Annotated in this window: 10 protein-coding genes; 4 read left to right on the plus strand and 6 right to left on the minus strand. The window is 58.6% G+C overall.

The genetic code is table 11. From position 1 onward, the window contains the following. Positions 1-890: 890 nt before the first annotated feature. From BHAP_RS08960 to BHAP_RS08980, 5 genes are all read right to left on the minus strand, one after another. The gene (locus BHAP_RS08960; protein WP_094730359.1) at positions 891-2,237 is read right to left on the minus strand and encodes a C1 family peptidase; all 1,347 of its coding nucleotides are present in this window, start codon (positions 2,235-2,237) and stop codon (positions 891-893) included. A gap of 239 nt (positions 2,238-2,476) precedes the next feature. Then, positions 2,477-3,880, minus strand: a complete 1,404-nt coding sequence (locus tag BHAP_RS08965; protein WP_244569371.1) for a cell division protein — start codon at positions 3,878-3,880, stop codon at positions 2,477-2,479. Positions 3,881-4,060: 180 nt separating this feature from the next. Beyond that, a complete protein-coding gene (locus BHAP_RS08970; RefSeq protein WP_094730360.1) occupies positions 4,061-4,750 on the minus strand; it encodes a pyroglutamyl-peptidase I in 690 nt (229 codons plus the stop codon). A gap of 207 nt (positions 4,751-4,957) precedes the next feature. Next, on the minus strand, positions 4,958-5,911 hold the full coding sequence (locus tag BHAP_RS08975) for an IspD/TarI family cytidylyltransferase (RefSeq protein WP_094730373.1): 954 nt from the start codon (positions 5,909-5,911) through the stop codon (positions 4,958-4,960). Positions 5,912-6,003: 92 nt separating this feature from the next. Then, a complete protein-coding gene (locus tag BHAP_RS08980) occupies positions 6,004-6,978 on the minus strand; it encodes a purine nucleoside phosphorylase YfiH/LACC1 family protein (RefSeq protein WP_094730361.1) in 975 nt (324 codons plus the stop codon). 528 nt (positions 6,979-7,506) lie between these two features. On the opposite strand from BHAP_RS08980, the gene BHAP_RS08985 reads away from it, so the two are divergent. Next, positions 7,507-9,078, plus strand: a complete 1,572-nt coding sequence (locus BHAP_RS08985) for a peptidase U32 family protein (protein ID WP_094730374.1) — start codon at positions 7,507-7,509, stop codon at positions 9,076-9,078. Positions 9,079-9,393: 315 nt separating this feature from the next. Here BHAP_RS08985 and BHAP_RS08990 read toward each other — a convergent pair whose 3' ends face one another. Beyond that, a complete protein-coding gene (locus tag BHAP_RS08990) occupies positions 9,394-10,083 on the minus strand; it encodes a LysE/ArgO family amino acid transporter (protein WP_094730362.1) in 690 nt (229 codons plus the stop codon). 256 nt (positions 10,084-10,339) lie between these two features. Here BHAP_RS08990 and BHAP_RS08995 point away from each other — a divergent pair, with 256 nt between their 5' ends. The 3 genes from BHAP_RS08995 to BHAP_RS09005 form a co-directional block, all read left to right on the plus strand. Beyond that, complete coding sequence (locus BHAP_RS08995; RefSeq protein ID WP_094730363.1) at positions 10,340-11,887, plus strand: aminotransferase-like domain-containing protein; 1,548 nt, start codon at positions 10,340-10,342, stop codon at positions 11,885-11,887. A 336-nt stretch (positions 11,888-12,223) separates the two neighbouring features. Further along, positions 12,224-14,248, plus strand: coding sequence for a KUP/HAK/KT family potassium transporter (locus BHAP_RS09000; protein WP_094730364.1), 2,025 nt, complete (start codon positions 12,224-12,226; stop codon positions 14,246-14,248). Positions 14,249-14,467: 219 nt separating this feature from the next. Beyond that, on the plus strand, positions 14,468-14,970 hold a 503-nt coding region (locus BHAP_RS09005; protein WP_211279718.1), incomplete at its 3' end, for a transposase.

Raw genomic sequence — 14,970 nt, forward strand, 5'->3', positions numbered from 1 at the left:
TAGAACACGGTTGTGCGGCGACTATTTCTGCCACACAATTGAAAAACGGGCTGGAAAATGATTTCGTGACACAAGACACATATGAGACGTTACCAGGTATATGCCAAGAATCGGCGGAAAATAGCGGTTCTTCATTATTACTGATTTGTCTCAAAACTGCGTTATACCGCTAAAACAAGGTTGCGTGGCAACATTTCTGCCACGAAATCGAAAAATCTGTCAAAAAACGATTTCGTGGCACGGCTATCGTCGAAAACACGGCTATCACAAGATAACCGAGGTCACGCGATGGAAATTTGGCGCTATTTGCCATCGCGTGACTGGGGGCTTAATCACGGGATAGCAAATATGCGGAAAATGCCATCGCGTGCACTGTAATTCACCAAAAATCCGATCACGCGATGGAAATTTGGCGGATTTTACCATCGCGTGACAAAGCCTTAAATCACGCGATGGAAATTCAACGGATTCTGCCATCGCGTGACCACAAAAATACTGCATATGAGCGCACGAGATGGCAATTTGGCGTTATTTGCCATCCCATGAGAAAAAGAACAGTCACGCGATGGCAATTTGGCAGATTTTGCCATCGCGTGCGCGCGGCTACGATTCGCACCCCTAATACGGGTCATGGGATGGCATTCTTACGTGAAATGCCATCCCATGACTATGAAAATTACCCCGGCGTCTTACGCACAAGCGCTAAGAGCCAAGCCGTGCCGGACTTACGCAATTATGGACTCGCCTACGGCGAGACTGGTTTCTGCCTTCGGCGTTCCGGACGGCTTGTCAGCCGTCCGTCAGGCCTACGAACAGTCCACCGGACTGTTCGTTTACCGGCCTGCCGCCTCAGGCGCTCTTGCATAAGAAAGAGCCCATCGGGCTCTTTCTTATGCAAGAGCGCCCATCGGGTCCCATGCCGGAAGCATGGTGGCGGGCTCGTCGAGGGCGGCCTGATACTCGGCGGGGAGCATTGCCTTCGGAACGGCGACCTCGTAGACGTACTCGGTGAACCAATCGTCGCTCATCGTGAAGTAGCCCTTGTCGGCGATCTTGTCGCCCCACGAGTTCTCCACACGCCAACGACGAGTCGTCTTGCCATCCTCAGCCACGTCGACACCAACGAATGCCATCGCGTGATTCATCGCGGAATCGCCGTAACGCACACGGTCTTCCTTGTTGAGGTCGAAGTCCACGTCGTACACGCGACCGTACTCAAACAGGTCGGTCGCCCATGCGCCAGACTCGCGATCCATGAACGGACCGCAGTCGGCACCGAACCACACCGGAATACCCTGCTCTTCGAGAATCTGACGCACGCAGTCCTTCATGAACTGGTTCGGCACGTTCAGATACTCGGTCGCGTCGCCGCCAGCCACGTTACCGAGGTGCTCGATACCGATCTTCTTGCCCTTCGCGTGCTCCTGACGCGGATCGTCCACGAGGCACACGTAGCTCTCAAGATCAGCAGAACCGACGTACTTCTTCCAGAACTCAACCGGCGTGATCTCGCCGTCGCGGTGGAATTCGCCGTCCTTGTCGGTCCACTCCCAGTCAAACGAAACCGGCGGCTCGCCAAGGTGAATCGTCAAGATACGGTGACCGGCAGCAGTCGCGTCAGCCACGATCTCAGCGGTCTTGTCCGCATCGCCGGCAGCCTCAAACAGGTGAGCCACAGCAGTGTGCAGCATGTGACGCAGCTGCGTGTTCATCGCGCCCGTGTTCTTAGAAGACTCGGTTTCCGGGAACAGGTCCTTCGGAACCGCACCGTACTTCTTGTACACGTTCATGGCCATCGTCCACTGGCCACCGTCGCCCATCACGTCAGCGAGCAGGTGCTGGATGAGGCGAGAATCGTTCGGCTCGCCCGCAGCCACAAGAGCAGCCACGTCCTTGAGGAAGTAGTTGACGCGCTCGAGCTTGTCGTAGTACATCGCGTAGTTCTGCGAGAACTCGAACTCCTTCAGGTTCATGTTCTTCTTCGCAACGAAACGCGCGACGTTCAGCGAGCTGAACAGCCAGCAGCGGCCGGAGCGATCCTGATGCGTGACTTCACCGTTGTCGACGGTCGTCGAGAAACGACGCTGTAGCAGACGCGCGCGATCGTAGTTACGAGCCACCTTCTCGATGCCGGCGGCAGTCACAGCGTTCATCGCAAGACGGTTGGTGCCGTCTGCATCAAATTCGTCACGCAGCTGGTTCAGCGCATCGGCGCTCAGCGCGGTGATTTCGCTCATGCGATATCTCCTTTGTATCGAAATCCAGACCCGCCGACGGCAGGCCCGTACATGCCACGGCACCCCGCCTCTCCAGCGCAACTCGTGAGTCGCGCCTTTGATAACGGGGTGCCGTAACGACAAACAGACGTCAGTCTACTCGCAGCGTGTTACCGGCCGGCAACACAATTACCGACCGGCAACGTGCGTTCAGCTCTGCGTGCAGCCGTGCGTTCAGTCATGTGCGTTCAGTCATATATTCAGTTCTGCGCAGACTGCTGATTCGATGCCGCGGACTGAGCTGACGCACCAGACTGTGCCGACGTCGAAGTCGGAGTCGCAGACGACTGCGTAGCAGCCGGCGCTGCGGCCGTATCAGCCGCACCCTGCGGATCAGTCGAATCGCCACCGTCAACCGGAGCCGCCATGAAGTTACCGAACGCAGTCGAGAACATCGCCTTAAGCTCGGTGACGCGCTGCGTGATCACCGATTCGCGCTGCTGCAGCTCGGCAATGTGATCAGTCAAACCGTCGATCTCCGACTGCGCAGCCTGACGACGTTCCTCGATCTGCGCAGCCGCATCAACATCAGCCTTGTGCAGAATCTCCGCAGCCTGACCTTGAGCTTCCTTACGCTTGGCTGCCGCGTACTCGTCGGCCTCCTCGCGCACGCTCTTCGCCTTGCCGATCAGCTCGTCGGCTTCCTTCTTCGCGGCCGTGCGACGCTCCTCAAGGTTGACGAGCAGATCGTTGACCTTCTTCGTCGCCTCATCCTGCTGCGCTGCGATATCCGAGCGAATCTGCTCGACTTCAGCGTTGACTTGGCTCATCGTCTTCGTACGATGCACTTCAGCCTCGTCAAGAATGCCTTGCGCCTTCGCGTTCGCCGCGTCGGTGATTTCAGCGGCCTTACGCTGCGCATCAGACTTCATCTTGGAAACCTGCTCGCGTACGTCAGCAAGCTTCTTGTTAGCTTCGGCGAGCGCCGCTTCGATCTGATCGTTGTTTTCGCTCTTCAGACGCGTGATTTCGTCGGTCGCAGCCTTACGCTGAGCGGCGATCTGCGCGGTTGTAGTGGCCTTGAGTTCGCTCAACTCGCGCTCTTGCTTGGCTTTTTCTGCGGCCATACGCTTGTTGTGTTCTTCGCGCGCGTTGTTGATTTCCAGCTCGGTAGTCTGACGCTGCTCGGACACGATTTTCGCGGTTTCGCCACGCAACTGTGCGGCTTCCTGCTGTGCTGCGGCGGCCGTGGACTGTGCTTGGACTTCAGCATCGTGCAGCATAGCTTTTGCTTTTGCCTGCGCGTCGCCGACGATATGCTGAGCGTCCAGTCGCGCGTTGTTGATCAGCGTTTCGGCTTGTGCCTGTGCCGCATCCTTGGTGGACTTGGCGTCCTGCTTGGCGCGCGACAACAGTTCCGCACTGGTTTGTTCGGCGGATGCGAGCATCTGCTGAGCGTTCGCCCCGAGCGATGCGAATGAATTCTTCTGCGTTGACTTTTTGTTGCGTTCTTCCTGTAGCTGCGACTGCAAGCTCAAAATTTGACGATCATACTGCTGGATTTGCTCACGCAACGACACAAGCGTGCTTTGCGCCGTCTCGAACGCCTCGTCCACCTTCTCCTTGTCGTACCCGTGAAACACGACCGGGAACCGATCTACCATGCCAACGTCCTTTCGCCATCTGTTCGACACCCCTAGCCCCGAATGGGACCATCCACGCCAAGAACTCTAGCGCATTTATGCGCAATACATGCTGGATGACCATCATTCTCACAGAAGTCTCATGCTCTGTTCGATTGCACGGTTGATCAGGCAGACGGAACGCCGCGACACGCCGTGTAATTACGCGATCAGAATATCGTCTGACGACGGTTCGATTCGGTAGCGTACCGTTTCGCGTACGACGTCGGCGCACGCTGTTACGAGTCGATCGAGCGGAAGGCCGTGAATGTTGCTGTTGTGGGCGTCATTGACTGGATTGATCGCGCGCGGCAGACTGACGAATCCGCTGAGTACATGATCGTGCGTGGCAGTCCAGTCAAGTAGCTGATAGAACAGCGCGTTGCATACGAACGTGCCCGCGTCCGAACTCAGTGACGCTGGGATTGCGTCGTGAGCGAAATCGCGCAGAATCGAACGCAACGGTAGACGTGTCCAGTATGCGGCTGGTCCTTGCTCGTTAATCGGACCGGTGGGCGGCATCATGCCGTCCGCGTCCGGCCGACCTTCGCTCATCAGATTCGTCGCGCATCGCTCGAGCATGACGCCGCGCGCTGTGTGCTTGAGTCCCGTAGCGATCACGATATCTGGATGCACGGTTTCCAAGGCTTCGCGTAGGACCAGCCACGCGCGCGTATAACTGACTGGCAGACTCACCGCGTGCACGTCGATGTGCACTTGATCTGCAAACTCTTGCTGATCGTTGAGGCTTACGCCGCGTTCCGCAAGCGCGCGTGGCACTTCGACGCACGGATTGATCGTGACGCCGTCGTAATGGTCGAACCCAGAAATCACCACCGTAAACTGCTGCATACTGCCATCCTACTGGCTTGCGGGCGCAGGTTCGCACACGGCCAACTCCCCCTTTGCCGCGATATCCGTTTCCTGTGAGTGGCGGTTTTCTCTCACTGAGAGCGCTCCAGCGAGCGTTTTCTGCCACGCAATCAAGCGAGTGGCGGTTTTCTCTCACTGAGCGGCACTCAGTGAGCGTTTTCCGCCACGCGCAAGAAACGTAAGCACCTAGCGATGCATGGAGCGCGCGGCCTCGGCGAAGACCGCGTGCATGCGCGCCTTCGCTTCTTCGCGGGTCATCGCGCTGTGCGCGGATGGACCACCGCCCGGCGTCACTGCCGGCATCGGATGGTCAGCCGGCACGCCCGCACCTCGGCCGAGCCTCTCGTCCGCAATCCGCTCGGCAGTAGGAATATCAGCCAACGTCGTAATCTTCAGATTCGACTCGCTTCCCTCAACCACCGCAACCGCCGCATCCGGCAGATAATCAACCACCACGCGCGTGTCGTCAGTCGGGTGGAATCCCGGATCAGCCGACGCCAACTCGTACGCGCGTTGAATCGTATCAAAACGAAACGCTTGCGGCGTCTGTGCACGGAACGTATGCGGCCGATCAGGCACCTGCCGCACGACCTTGCGACCGTCACGAAACTCAGTCAGCAGTACGGTATCGGTACTCGCGAACGCGACAGTAGCCGCATCGAGTTCGTCGAGTGCGTCGATGCAGCCGTCGATCGAACGCTGTTCAACGAACGGACGAACCGCATCGTGAATGAGTACTTTCGCATCGCCCGGAATACCAGCTTCAGCGAGCGCACCGAGCGCAGCTTCTGTACTGTCAACGCGCTCGCGGCCGCCGTTGATAATCATGCGGACTTTCGGATACCCAGCTTCGTCGATCAGCTGCTCGACAGTCGCGCGCACAGTCGGATTGACGACGACGATAATGTCCGTGATGCGCGGGTTTGACTCGAACGCTTCGATACTCCAGCAGACGATCGGCTTGCCGCCGACCGACACCAGCTGCTTGGGATTGTTCGGATCGAATCGCGTGCCGAAGCCGGCCGCGAGCACGACCGCAACGACCGGCACGTTACTCGGGCGGCAGGTCTGGTTGGGCTTTTGTTCGCGCTGCGACGGCACGGTTTGCGGGGTCTTCTCGTCTGTTCTCTCACTATGCATACGCACCACCGTAATTCGTCCGGCGACAATCGTGATGCATATCACACCGCTTCTGCACGGAATTCCCCTTTTTGCGAGGCTGCGTGCGCCAATCACTGCATCATAATGAGAGCGAGCATGCGACCTTCGCGGCTTTTGCCGGCGAGTGCGGCACGGCGATGCGAATACCACAGCGGATTTTCGAGCGTGCACATGCTGTGGTGAACGTTCGCAATCCTCTCGGCGAGCGACGCCGGTCCTTCACCATCGGTTGCACACAGCGCGGAAAGCTCATCATCAGCTTCGAGATACTGGGTCGCAGCATGCACGCGCGGCATCGAATCGACGACTTGGTTCACGCCAGCGAACGCGAGATCGATCATCGCCGCTTCCGCAATATCGATGCCCGCTCCACCGAATCGCGTAACAGTTTTCGTCAGCGGAAAACGATTCTGGAACGCGTCCGCAATCTCGTCGCCGACTTCGTAACAATCGCCGCAAATACGCGGTCCGAGCGTGGCGACGATGCGCTCGCGCGACGCACCTTTGGCGACCATCAGATCAACGGTTTCGCCGATCACGCCACGTTCAAGACCGCGACGACCGCAGTGCGCGGCACCGATCACGCGCGCGACTGGATCGGCGAACAGGACTGGCAGACAGTCGGCGGCGAACATGCCGAGCGCGACGCCTGTGCGCGTGGTGACTTGGCCGTCGGCTTCAACGACGGTTGGGGTAGGCGCATCCGTCCGCGTACCGGACACGTCGAATCCAAACGGCGTGTTGAGATGCCATGATTTATCCACGTCAACCGCCACTGCAGAATGCACTTGACTGACCAACGACAGGCCGCAACCAAGTTGCTTAGCGAGCGCCACGCGATTCGCTTCAATCGTCGCCGGATCATCTCCCGACTTGCCGCCGAGATTACAGTCGCCGAAATCTCCGGTACTCACGCCACCGAGTCGCGTCGTATACACCACCGTTACGCCGGGGGCGAGCGCGATCGGAATCGTCACCGGGATCGGGTTACCAGCCTCGTCGGTCGGGCTGATCGCATTGCTGTCAAGAATCTCCTCGTTACTCATGCCTCCATCCTAGCGAGGCCGCGCCGACGTGCGCAGCCGCGGTGCGGGCTGTTGCGTGCCGTGGTGCGGACCGTCGCGTGTACAAACCGCCACAGTCGCAGTGCGGGCCGTCATGCACTCACCCCTCTTTCCCGCGTGGCAGAAAACGCTCACTGAGAGCCCGTCAGCGAGCATTTTCCGCCACTCAGTCAGATGCGTGGCGGTTTTCGCTCACTGAGCACTCCCCCAGCGAGCATTTTCTGCCACGCAACCAACCGAATGGCGGTTTTCGCTCACTGAGCGCCCGTCAGTGAGCGTTTTCTGCCACGCGGACAGCACTTCACTCGCGATTCAGCCGCGCGAGAGGCGGTACTGGTCGGCCACTACACTGGTCTGGTGCTTATTGACGAATCGACTGTTTCCCCGACCTTACCGACCGTATCGACCGTATCGACCTCAGCGACGACCTCGGCGACCACCACGCTCGCCGCCGGCGCAACTAGTGCGACCGCCGTGCAATCCGCCCCAGCCACCGCCCCAGCCACTCGCATCCCCCGCCGCCGCAAGCCCGAAGTCCTCGCGCCCGCCGGCAACCTGCGCGGACTGAAAACCGCAGTGGACTTCGGCGCAGACGCCGTCTACTGCGGCGGCAAAGCGTTCGGCATGCGCTCCGCCCCGAAAAACCTGAGCCTCGCCGACTTCGAGGAAGGCGCACGCTACGCTCATAAACGCGGCGCCCGCGTCTACGTCACGCTCAACGTGCTGCCGCGCAACAGCGAAGTCGAAGCGATGCGCGAATACATCGGTCAGCTCAAAGACACCGGCATCGACGCGATGATCGTCACCGATATCGGCGTGATGATGATGGCGCACCAAATCGCGCCCGACATCGAACTGCACGTCTCCACGCAGGCCGGCGTCACGAATTACGGTGCCGCGCAAGCGTTGTACGAGTTCGGCGCCCGCCGCGTCGTGCTCGCGCGCGAAATGGATTTGCAAGCCGTGCGCGACATCCGCGCGCGCATCCCCGACGACATGGATATCGAATGTTTCGTGCACGGCGCGATGTGCATGGCGTTCTCCGGCCGCTGCCTGTTCTCCAACTATCTGACCGGCCGCGACGGCAATCATGGCGAGTGCGCGCAGCCGTGCCGCTGGAAGTATTCGATCGTCGAGGAGAAACGACCCGGCCAGTATTATCCGATCGAACAGACCGCAGAGGGCGCGTATTTGTTCAATTCGCAAGACATGTGCATGCTCGATCATCTCGACGATCTGATCGATTCGGGCGCAACGAGCCTGAAGATCGAGGGCCGGTCGAAGTCCGCGTATTACATTGCGGCGATGACGAACGCGTACAAGATCGCGGTGAACGAATACATGGTGCAGCGCGGGTTTGAGTCGGCGTCTGGCGAGATACTACGACCGTTCCACGATTGCGTAGTGCGGCCGGATGATCCTGATTTTGCCGAGTTTACCGACGATACGGTTGAACAGAACGCGGATCGCGCGTTTGCTGGTATGCCGGGCGGAGATATGGGACTTGAGTTTGGTGGCGAGGCTGTTGATGCGGCAGCTCGCTCGGCCGGCGGCTCGCACCTTGATGATTTGAGTTATCGTGCTCGTAGCGCGCGACGTAAGTCGAATACTGCTGAGGAAGTGCTGCCCGAAGGATGGCATCACGCACGCGTACGTCCCGCATCGCATGTTGAACTGCCTGACTGGCTACTCGACGAACCAGATAAGGTTGCTCACCGCGATTATTCAACCGGATTCTATTATCCGGAGCACAAAGTTACGCAGAATACTGACCGTTCCGCGTATTTCCGCGCGTGGCTGGTCGTAGGCGAAGTGCTCGACTGGACGCCGGATGAGGGTGGCCGTGTGACACTGATGAGTCGCAACAAGATTGAAGCGGGACAGGAGATTGAATTCCTGCTGCCCGGACGCGCACCGTTTGCGTATACTGTGCCAGCCGGCGGATTCCGCGACGCTGATGGGCATTGGGTTGAGTCGATTAACAACCCGGCGCATGTGTTTTCGATGCCCTGCCCGGAGCCAATGCCGCACAACACCGCGATTCGTTCACGCACCAAGCACCCGACCCTTAAGGCCGAATAGCCTACGGGGTTTTGTGATTGGCGACACTTGTATATGTGTGTGATTCCCCTTATAGGCAACGTCCTAACACGGGGAGCCACGAAACAAAACAACTAGTGTGATTTTCCGGCGGAGGATCTGGGAACTTCCGCCGGAAAATCACGTTTACAGGCTTGTTTTTGTGATATTCCGGCGGAGAACATAGAAACTACCGCCGGAAAATCACAAAAAATAGGTTCAAAACGTGATATTCCGGCGGAGATCACGGCATCTTCCGCCGAAATGTCACACCAGAATGTCACGCAGCGAGGTTATGCACAAAATCACCCCGAAATATCACGCGGCGAGGATAGCGAGGACAAAATCTACGAGGAGTTTGACGCCGTAGAGGGTGATCACACCGCCGCACACACGATTGAGCACGGTAATAATCTTCGGGCTGAACTTGTGCGCGAACGCGTTAACCACCAGCGTAATAGTGAGGAACCACAGCACCGACGCTGTCTCCACACCGGTGATAAACGGCGTGGACTGTTGCGCACTGAGCGTGGCACTGAACGCGCCGAGCATCAGCGTACCGTCAATAATCGCTTGTGGATTGAACCATGTGACCGCGCACGCTGTACCAATAGTGTCGAGCAATCCGCGCACGCCGAGATGCTTGGCTGGTCTGCTTGCATTGCCAGAACCAGCCGCAACCGATGACTGAGTCATCCTGCTCACCGGCTCCGACTTCACACCTTCGCGCTTGCGCGGGAATACCAATCCAAGACCGATTTTCACCACCACCAGTCCGCCAGCGCCCAGCACCACAGTCTGCAGCATCGGATGCGCCTGCATCAGCGCACCCACTCCAAAGAAGCACGACAGTGACAACGCCATATCAAATACGATCACGATCACCGCAGTAATCAATGCGTTGCGGCGCGTACGAGTGAGCGCCGAATTAATCACGAACAGATTCTGCATGCCGATCGGCGCAATATACGCCAGTCCCACGGTCAGCCCCTGCAAATAGAACCCCATATCCGCGCTCCTTCTGTACGTCCGCCTATACCCCGTCTTAGTCACGCTCAACCATCACCAGTTTGGTTGGTTCACTATCACCCAACCAAATCAGCCAAGCACAACCGTCGAATCATTGTATTTCCATCAATTCCATCAAGTATTCTACGGATATCACTACAATCATCAACCAACCAAACATACGCTAGCCGCACCAACCAAACCACAGGCCAAACCAAAACCCAAACCACCACACACCAACCGAATCGAGCCACCCATGCCTCGCCCCACGCCACTAACCATCGACTGGAAACCCGACCGCACCGCAACCACTCCCGTCACCGAGCAAATCGTCGACTATATGTGCCACCAAATTTCGTCCGGCGCATGGCCAATCGGCTCGCGACTGCCGTCGCAACGCTCGATGGCCGACGCGTTCGACGTCAATCGTTCGACGATCATCGCAGCAGTAAACGAACTCACTGACTACGGTATCGTCGAGGGACTGCACGGCGCCGGCACGCGCATCGTAAGCAATACGTGGTCGCTGATGCTGCCAGGCGCGCCCGACTGGGCCGACTATGTGTCGTCCGGCTTTTTCAAAGCGAACAATTCCACGATTCAAACCATCAATCGCATGGAATTCGAGCCGCACATCACCCGGCTCGGCACCGGCGAGCTCGACCCGCGCCTGTTCCCGCGCGCGATGTGGCAACGCGTAGCCAGTGAGGCGGCGACCGAAATCGACGCGATCGGCTATCCGGAGCCGGAGGGTATGCCCGTACTGCGCGAGGCGATCGCAACGCACATGCGCGACAGCGGTATCGACTGCAAGCCGGAGCAGATTCTCGTCACGTCGGGCGCGTTGCAGGCGTTGCAAATGATTTCGGTGAGCTTGCTGTCGGCCGGGTCGACGGTGATCGCGGAGGCGCCAAGTTATATTAAGTCACTGCAAGTGTTCCAGTCAGCGGGCATGCGGCTCGCCGGCGTGCCGATGGACCGCGACGGACTGGACGTTACCGCGTTGAACAGTATGCTGAACGGACTGTCAGCAGTCCCCGACTCACCGACTGTGCTACCGCCGCGCACCGACCGCCGCGGCACGAATCACGCGGTACTGTATACAATACCGACGAATCACAACCCGACCGGCATCACGATGAGTATGGACCGTCGCCGCGCGCTGATTGACTGTTGCGTTGCGAATCGGTTGCCGATTATCGAAGACGGCGCGTATCAGGACCTATATTTCGGCGGCGACAACAGTTCTGCGACGACGACATGCACCGCACCGGCCCCGCTCAAGTCGCTCGACAAAACTGGCATGGTGATCACGCTCGGCAGCGCGTCGAAGTCACTCGCGCCGGGGTTGCGCATCGGCTGGATTGTGGCCGATCGCCGCATTGTGCACCGACTGGCCGACGTGAAAATGCAGATGGATTACGGCGCGAGCGTGCTCAGTCAGTGGGTATTCGCGCGATTTTTGACGAGCGGTTTGTACGACGAGTATGTGACCGGATTGCGGCACGAGTTGCGACGGCGACGTGACGCGGCGGTCGAAACGTTGGAGAGGCTGTTTGGCGGTTTCGCGCATTGGACGGTACCAGATGGTGGATTTTATATTTGGCTGACGTTCGATCGGCCGGTCAAAATCGGGCGACTGTTCCAGCTCGCACTGGATCGTGGCGTACTGCTCAATCCGGGCGATATTTACGATTTCACCGGTGATAATTCACTGCGGCTGAGCTACTCATACACGACACCCGAAGAGTTCGCGGCTGCGGCGACCGTCCTCGCCAACGCTGCTCGTCAAGCCGGTGCATAAATCCCCCCCTACCACCGGCACATCCCCTCACATGGTGCGGTAAACACATAATCGGCAATATCGCAAAAACGGCTGAATTCCGCCATTTTCGCAAACCGCATCATGTGAAATTAACCGCATCATGTGAAATTAACCGCACCATGGAAGTTTTACCGCATCATGGGCGACTGCCGCTGTCGTCGGACGTGTACAAATCACCGCCACCAACCCCACCTCGCCTTACAATGTTCGCGGTAAGTCGTTGATTCGTGAGAAATGAATCTGCACCCATCGTGACAAACGATTACTTGGGGTACAGAGATACCGTAGCAATACAGTATGTGAGGGAAATCAATCATGTCCAGATGGCAACGCTGGAAACGCACCCGTACTAGAAACAAGATCGGCTCAGCACAGCCAGCCAACGCACTCAAACCAACCGCCGCCGGCATGCTCATCGCCGTCGGCATCGTCTACGGCGACCTCGGCACCAGCCCAATCTACGCACCGAAAGCCCTCATGCTCGCGCAAGGCGGCACCCTCAACCGCTTTCAGGTGCTCGGTTCGCTCTCGCTCGTGTTCTGGTTCATGCTACTCGTCGTCACGATCAAATACGTGTGCGTGGCCATGAGCGCCGACAACGATGGCGAAGGCGGCGTATTCGCACTATTCGCCGCAGTGCGCAAATACTGGAAACCAGCCGGCATCATCGCCATGATCGGCGCAGCCGCATTCCTCGCCGACAGCGTGTTCACGCCAGCCGTCAGCATCACGTCAGCCGTGGAAGGTCTCGCGTCAATCCCAGCGATCGGCAACAGTGCGACATGGTCGCAGGAACTGTCGATCATGCTGTCGATCGCGATCATCGTCGCACTGTTTCTCATCCAGCATGCCGGCACTAACCGTCTCGGCTCGCTGTTCGGCCCCATCATGACCGTGTGGTTCACGTTCATCGGCGCGATCGGCATCGCCGCAATCGCAACCGACTGGACCGTCCTTCAAGCACTCGACCCAACCATCGGCATCCGTTTTCTGTTCTCCAACGAAAACAAAGTCGGCGTCGCGCTCATGGGCAGCGTCTTCCTCGCACTCACCGGCGCGGAAGCGCTCTACTCGGACATGGGTCACGTTGGTCGCGCAAACATCCGCGCAAGCTGGCCGCTCGTCAACATCATGCTGATCTGCTCGTACTTCGGTCAAGGCGCGTGGATGCTCGCCGGCAACGGCATCGCCGTCGACGACGCCGCGCCGTTCTTCCAAATCATCCCGCAAACCATCCGTCCGATCGGCGTACTGCTCGCGCTCTTGGCTGGCGTGATCGCATCGCAAGCGCTGATCTCCGGCGCGTTCACGCTCGCCGCATCCGCCGACGGTCTCGGCTGGATGCCGCGACTCAACATGCGCTATCCGGGCGTCAACAAAGGTCAGATTTACATTCCGTCCGTCTGCGCAACGCTGGCCGTGTGCACGGTGCTCGTCGTACTGTATTTCCGCTCGTCGTCGGCGATGGAAGCCGCGTACGGACTCGCGCTCACGATCGCGATGCTCATGGTCACGGTGCTGCTGTTCGTATTTTTGTGGCAGGTGCGCGGCTGGCGCGTGACGGCTGTGCTGATGTGCGCGCTGTTTCTCGCCGTTGAGCTGCTGTTCCTGTCGGCGAGCGCGGTCAAGTTTATGGAGGGCGGCTATATTACTGTGCTGATTTGGGCGCTTGTGTTCGGTTTGTTCCACGTATGTTCACGCGGCAGCCGACTAGAAGCTGCCGAGCAGGGTCATGTTCAGGCGGACGATCTTGCGCATATTCTCGCAGTGAGTACGGCCGACAAGCGGCGCGATTTGGTTGCCGACAATCTCGTATATTTGACGCCCGATCCGAACATGCGCGAGGTGGAGAAGGACATTGCGGTCAGTATGATTCACCGGCGCGCACATGTGTATTGGATTGTGACAGTCACGCAGTCCGAGCGACCGTATGAGCGCACATGGAAGGTGGTTTCACATGGAACTGGATTGCATCGCGTGACGATTGTGCTCGGGTATAAGGAGCCGCAGTTTTATTTGCAGCAGTACATGCGCGCGATTATGACCGATATGCTCGGTCGCGGCGAAATTGAGCGGATTGAGCCGCAGTGGCCGAAACTGGCGACGCGTAACGAGCGGCTCGGCGTGGGTAGCGTGCGCTATGTGCTGATGCATCGCGTGGTGAGCCCGGAGTCGAAACTGCCGGAGTCGGATCGTACGCTGTTGCGCACGTATCAGTGGGTAAAGCGGACGATTAGTCGGCCGGTGGAGTGGTTTGGATTGGAGACGAACGATCCGATTATCGACACGGTGCCGGTATGGGGCGGCGGCGAGCAGGATTTGCCGATGGTGCGGCTGTGAGGGCTCGCGTGGTAGTGCGTCCTTAATTGCAGGACGCACTACCACGCGGCTTGATCATGGCGCGACTGTCAGCGAGCACGTTGCCTGCAAACATCGATAAGGCCCGAAATTTTGCGCACTTTGGCTTGGGCTTGAGATGAAAGGGCATGGCTCGTGTCCTGTGTACGATTTTCTGTCGCCAAACAAAACAAATCGCGATTGGAAAGAGGGCACGAAGCCATGTCACAGCAGATTCTACAGGTCGACCAGGCCATGTTGGAGACCACCCTGGACCGGATGGTCCGTAGAAGCGTCGAGGAGACGTTGAACGCAATGCTCGACGCCGAGGCCGACGAGATCACGGGCGCCGCCCGTTACGAGCGCAGCGGGGATCGCAAGGCGTACCGGGCCGGCCATTACAAGCGTGATCTGACCGTCAAGGCCGGGAAAATGAGCCTGAAGGTACCGAAACTGAAGGGCGCGGTGTTCGAGTCGGCCGTGATCGAGCGTTACCGGCGGCGCGAGGAGAGCGTCGAGGAGGCGCTGATTGACATGTATCTGGCGGGCGTGTCCACGCGTCAGGTTGATGATGTCAGCCAATTGTTGTGGGGTGATCGCATGCCCTCGCAGACTCTGAGCGACAAGCTCAAGCGCATCTACGCGGATATCGACGCGTGGCGGGAGCGTCCGCTGGTGCAGGAGTATGCGTACGTGTTCATGGACGGCGTATGGCACAAGCGCTG

Source organism: Bifidobacterium hapali, assembly GCF_002259755.1.
In the GTDB taxonomy this organism is placed as follows: Bacteria; Actinomycetota; Actinomycetes; order Actinomycetales; family Bifidobacteriaceae; genus Bifidobacterium; species Bifidobacterium hapali.

Coding starts and splice junctions, on each gene's coding strand:
- BHAP_RS08995 (WP_094730363.1), top strand. CDS start 10,340: ATGCCTCGCCCCACGCCACTAACCATCGACTGGAAACCCGACCGCACC.
- BHAP_RS09000 (WP_094730364.1), top strand. CDS start 12,224: ATGTCCAGATGGCAACGCTGGAAACGCACCCGTACTAGAAACAAGATC.
- BHAP_RS08965 (WP_244569371.1), bottom strand. CDS start 3,880: ATGGTAGATCGGTTCCCGGTCGTGTTTCACGGGTACGACAAGGAGAAG.
- BHAP_RS08990 (WP_094730362.1), bottom strand. CDS start 10,083: ATGGGGTTCTATTTGCAGGGGCTGACCGTGGGACTGGCGTATATTGCG.
- BHAP_RS08960 (WP_094730359.1), bottom strand. CDS start 2,237: ATGAGCGAAATCACCGCGCTGAGCGCCGATGCGCTGAACCAGCTGCGT.
- BHAP_RS08980 (WP_094730361.1), bottom strand. CDS start 6,978: ATGAGTAACGAGGAGATTCTTGACAGCAATGCGATCAGCCCGACCGAC.
- BHAP_RS08970 (WP_094730360.1), bottom strand. CDS start 4,750: ATGCAGCAGTTTACGGTGGTGATTTCTGGGTTCGACCATTACGACGGC.
- BHAP_RS08975 (WP_094730373.1), bottom strand. CDS start 5,911: ATGCATAGTGAGAGAACAGACGAGAAGACCCCGCAAACCGTGCCGTCG.